Raw genomic sequence first — 2,884 nt, 5'->3', positions numbered from 1 at the left:
AACCCATCACGCCGAAGCCGCCGACGAAGTAAAGGTCGACGAGCTCCATCTGAAAGAACGCGAAATCCTTGAAGTCGACCCAATAGGACGCGTTCTCGTAGCGCGCCAGATAGCGCTCCCGCACCGACTCGAGCGCGTCTTTCGGTGTGCGGACGACCCGCCCCATCAAGGTAACGCGACCGGCACCGAGCGCGTCTTCCACTTCGGATGCCTCGGTCACGAACAGACTCGCCCGGTCGTTCGCCAGAAGGTTCTGGGTGTGCATCGCCATCGTGCTGATGAGAAAGGTCGGTTGGCCGCGTTCGTCGAGGCCATAGGGGGTCAGTGATCCGAAAGGCCAGTCCGGGTGTTTTCTCGAGACGGTCGACAGCGTTCCGATCCGCCCGACGTGAACGAGGGTCCTTGCACGCTCCGCATAGGTGGGCTCGGGAACGTCCGGAGTCACGCTTTCTCGAGACGGCCGCGCATGTTCATACGTCTTTTCTGACAAAGGCAATCTCCTTCGAGGCATTTTAGCGCCTCGGCGGAGCCCTTGGAATGCGGTCGCGAACTTGATTTGTCCGAATCGAGGCGGCGTCTCCAGAGCAAGGGTTGAAGGTCACTCTCGCCGAGTCGGCTGTGCGCGATCTCGAAGAGATCGTTGCTCACTACAAAGAACAGGGTGTTCCAGATCTCGGTGCCGACCTCGTCGCTGTCATTCTCGACCGCATCGAATCATTGAGCGATTACCCGGACAGCGGTCGCGTTGTTCCGAAGTTCGACAACCCCCGTCTCAGAGAGTTGATCCATCCTCCATTCCGCATCGTTTGTCGACGGGACGAGGAACGCATTCGAATCGTCCGTGTTTGGAGAAGCGAGAGAGTGCTAAGACTGCCGCGCGAGACGTAGTCGAACCCTTTCATCCCGACCGCGACGACGAATCGCTGGACGTCGGGTGTGACTTTCGAGTGGCCCGAGCAGCCCGCGCCGTGAGTTAACGCGTTCTATCGTACACTTCGTCTCCTCCACAGGAGCTGCAGACGATGTCGATGGAAAACCTGTTCGACGCGAGCTTCGTTCTGGTCGCGCCGTTCTGGCTGCTAATGATCTTCGCTCCTCACTGGCCGGTGACCCGTCGTATCGTCCAGACGGTGTGGATCGTGGCGCCGGCGGCTCTCCTTTACGCGATCCTGATCCTCCCTCGCTTCGTCGAGGTCTTTCCGCTGGTCCTCATGCCGGAGCACGCGGCGATCCGTGAGCTCCTGGGCTCGCCAGCGGGCACGACGATCGGGTGGATTCATTACCTCGCGTTCGACCTCTTCGTCGGGCGTTGGGTCTATCTCGATTCCCGCGAACGTGGCTTCTCGGCATGGCTCGTGAGCCCGATCCTCTTCCTCGTGTTGATGCTCGGGCCTTTCGGCTTCGTTTTGTACCTGGCTCTACGGTACACGGCGCCGATGATAAGAGCCGAGTCAGCGTGACGAGGACGCGAGCCTGGCTGAATGAGCGGTAAGCTTCCGCGGCACAGGAGGCTGCCTAAGATGGACAAACCCGATGGGAGAAAGGGCCGGCACACGCTTCCGAAGCGCAAAACATCCACTTCACCACGCTCGCGGATCTGATGATCGCGGACTGTCGACGTGCCCTCAGGGCTCTCCTTCTATTCGAGAAGCACGGCGAACGAAGGTGGCTCTCCATCGACGCACGCGAGGTCGCGTCCCCGTAGATCCATGTAGATCGCGCCTTCGGTGGTGCCGACGAACGAACGAAACCCTCTGCCGGGAAGGAGCTCGACGAGCCAGTCAGGGATCCCGTCGGGCCAGTCGGAGCGAAGATTCTCATTCGGGCGACTCGTGTAGCAGAATCGGAGGGCGCTGTTCAGGGAACACTTCGGTGGGATCTCGGCCGGCTGGCCGAAAGCCTGGTAGCTCCGATGGTAGCCGGACTTCACGTAAGGGCTCGGCCGGGCCAGATCCGTGCCCAGGAACTCCGGTGCTTCGTCTGGATATTCGGGGATCCCGATCGGCGTTCCGTCGCCTCGTGTCGCATCGGTGATGTCCCCTGGGAAAAAACCGCAGTTCACCGCGGCGTAGGTCTGCAGGGCGGAGATGACGCTTCGCGTGTCCCCGATAGCTTGCACATCGGGAGCGTAGATTCTTTTATTGTGGACGAGAACGCCGTTCGCAAAGAAGTTGAAATGAGGCTCGACCGTGAGGTCATAGACCGCTCGCCATGCGACGACGGTCTCGACGTCGGTGGTGTCGAGGTTCCCGAATCGGCCCGTGACTTCTTGCCCCATCGCGACATCCTCCGCCTGCGTCCATCCCGCCTCCGTGGCAAGGGGGTGCGTCGCGGTCACCTCGAGCTGCCGCCCGCCCGCGAAGGTGAAGCGCAAGTGATGGAAGGTCCGGCTCTCGTACACCGACACGACCGTGCTGCGAGCGAGTGTGCCATCGGGGGCTTTCGACCAGACAACATCGCCTGCTTCCAACTCCTCGATGGGCCGCGCGCCGGTCGGCGTGTCCACCAACGTGGCTTCCACGATGCACCGCGTGAGATTCACAAATCCGTACAAGAACACCAAGCCAAGTCCCAGCGTGATCCAGATGGCGCGTACGATCATCTCTCCCTGACTTCGGTGCAAGAGTCGTACCGCCTATCGATAGATGCATGGAACGAGACAGGCCAACGATTTACGGGGTGTCCCGCGCCACCGCGGACGGATCCTGGCACGCGGTGTCATTGTGAAGGACCACAATTTGTCACCGGGCGCGAGAGCGGCACACCCCTGACCTCGACCGCCGAGCTAAGAAATCCGTCGACGACCGCAGAGCTTCGATGTCGGGCTCATGCGTCAGGCTGGGTCGGTGGGATCGCTCAGCGTAAGCTGGGTCGAGCTCGTTCG

General features: G+C 61.2%; 4 protein-coding genes. 2 read left to right on the top strand and 2 right to left on the bottom strand.

The features are described 5' to 3' along the window. Nucleotides 1–490, bottom strand: a 490-nt coding sequence (locus VEK15_20575; protein ID HXV63108.1) for a pyridoxamine 5'-phosphate oxidase family protein, incomplete at its 3' end; no start/stop codon positions are given. Nucleotides 491–591: 101 nt separating this feature from the next. Here VEK15_20575 and VEK15_20570 point away from each other — a divergent pair. Together VEK15_20570 and VEK15_20565 are read left to right on the top strand one after the other, a co-directional pair. Continuing rightward, nucleotides 592–888: a type II toxin-antitoxin system RelE/ParE family toxin gene (locus tag VEK15_20570; protein ID HXV63107.1), complete on the top strand. Its 297-nt coding sequence runs from the start codon at nt 592–594 to the stop codon at nt 886–888. A gap of 134 nt (nt 889–1,022) precedes the next feature. Beyond that, the gene (locus VEK15_20565; protein HXV63106.1) at nt 1,023–1,460 is read left to right on the top strand and encodes an ABA4-like family protein; all 438 of its coding nucleotides are present in this window, start codon (nt 1,023–1,025) and stop codon (nt 1,458–1,460) included. A 179-nt stretch (nt 1,461–1,639) separates the two neighbouring features. On the opposite strand, the gene VEK15_20560 is transcribed toward VEK15_20565, so the two are convergent. Next, nucleotides 1,640–2,602, bottom strand: a complete 963-nt coding sequence (locus VEK15_20560) for a Hint domain-containing protein (GenBank protein HXV63105.1) — start codon at nt 2,600–2,602, stop codon at nt 1,640–1,642. Nucleotides 2,603–2,884 lie beyond the last annotated feature (282 nt).

This window comes from Vicinamibacteria bacterium (assembly GCA_035620555.1).
Classification (GTDB): domain Bacteria; phylum Acidobacteriota; class Vicinamibacteria; order Marinacidobacterales; family SMYC01; genus DASPGQ01.
The sequence above is the reverse complement of the archived record's forward strand: the minus strand, read 5'-3'. Positions and strand labels throughout refer to the sequence as shown.

What these genes read in the sequence shown, in the direction of transcription:
- VEK15_20565 (HXV63106.1), top strand. Translation starts at nt 1,023, where the DNA reads ATGTCGATGGAAAACCTGTTCGACGCGAGCTTCGTTCTGGTCGCGCCG.
- VEK15_20560 (HXV63105.1), bottom strand. Translation starts at nt 2,602, where the DNA reads ATGATCGTACGCGCCATCTGGATCACGCTGGGACTTGGCTTGGTGTTC.